This window comes from Chryseobacterium sp. SIMBA_029 (assembly GCF_046535275.1).
Classification (GTDB): Bacteria; Bacteroidota; Bacteroidia; order Flavobacteriales; family Weeksellaceae; genus Chryseobacterium.
On the sequence record NZ_JAWRXA010000232.1, the window covers coordinates 1 to 277 of the forward strand.

At 37.5% G+C, this 277-nt stretch carries 1 protein-coding gene; it reads right to left on the reverse strand.

The genetic code is table 11. The annotated features are described in order from the left end of the window. Window positions 1-277: TonB-dependent receptor domain-containing protein (locus SB679_RS23945; RefSeq protein ID WP_410704741.1), on the reverse strand; the 277-nt coding region annotated here is incomplete at both ends.

Sequence of the window (277 nt, forward strand, 5' to 3'; positions counted from 1 at the left end):
GTTAGATTTCCTGAAACTTCCCATTGTTTTGATAGTTTTGCCAATGCTCCTACTTCAACTCCTCTTCTGTAGCTCTTTCCTGAATTGGTTCTGATGAATGCCCCAACATTATTAAGCTGACCATTCAAAACCAATTGATTAACATAGTACATATAATAAACATTCGCGGTTAAGGATAAAAAACCAAACTGTTTTTCCAGACCGGCTTCAAAATCATGCAGCTTTTCGGGCTTTACATCATTGTTGGCCATGATATCATCTCTGTTTGGCTCTCTAT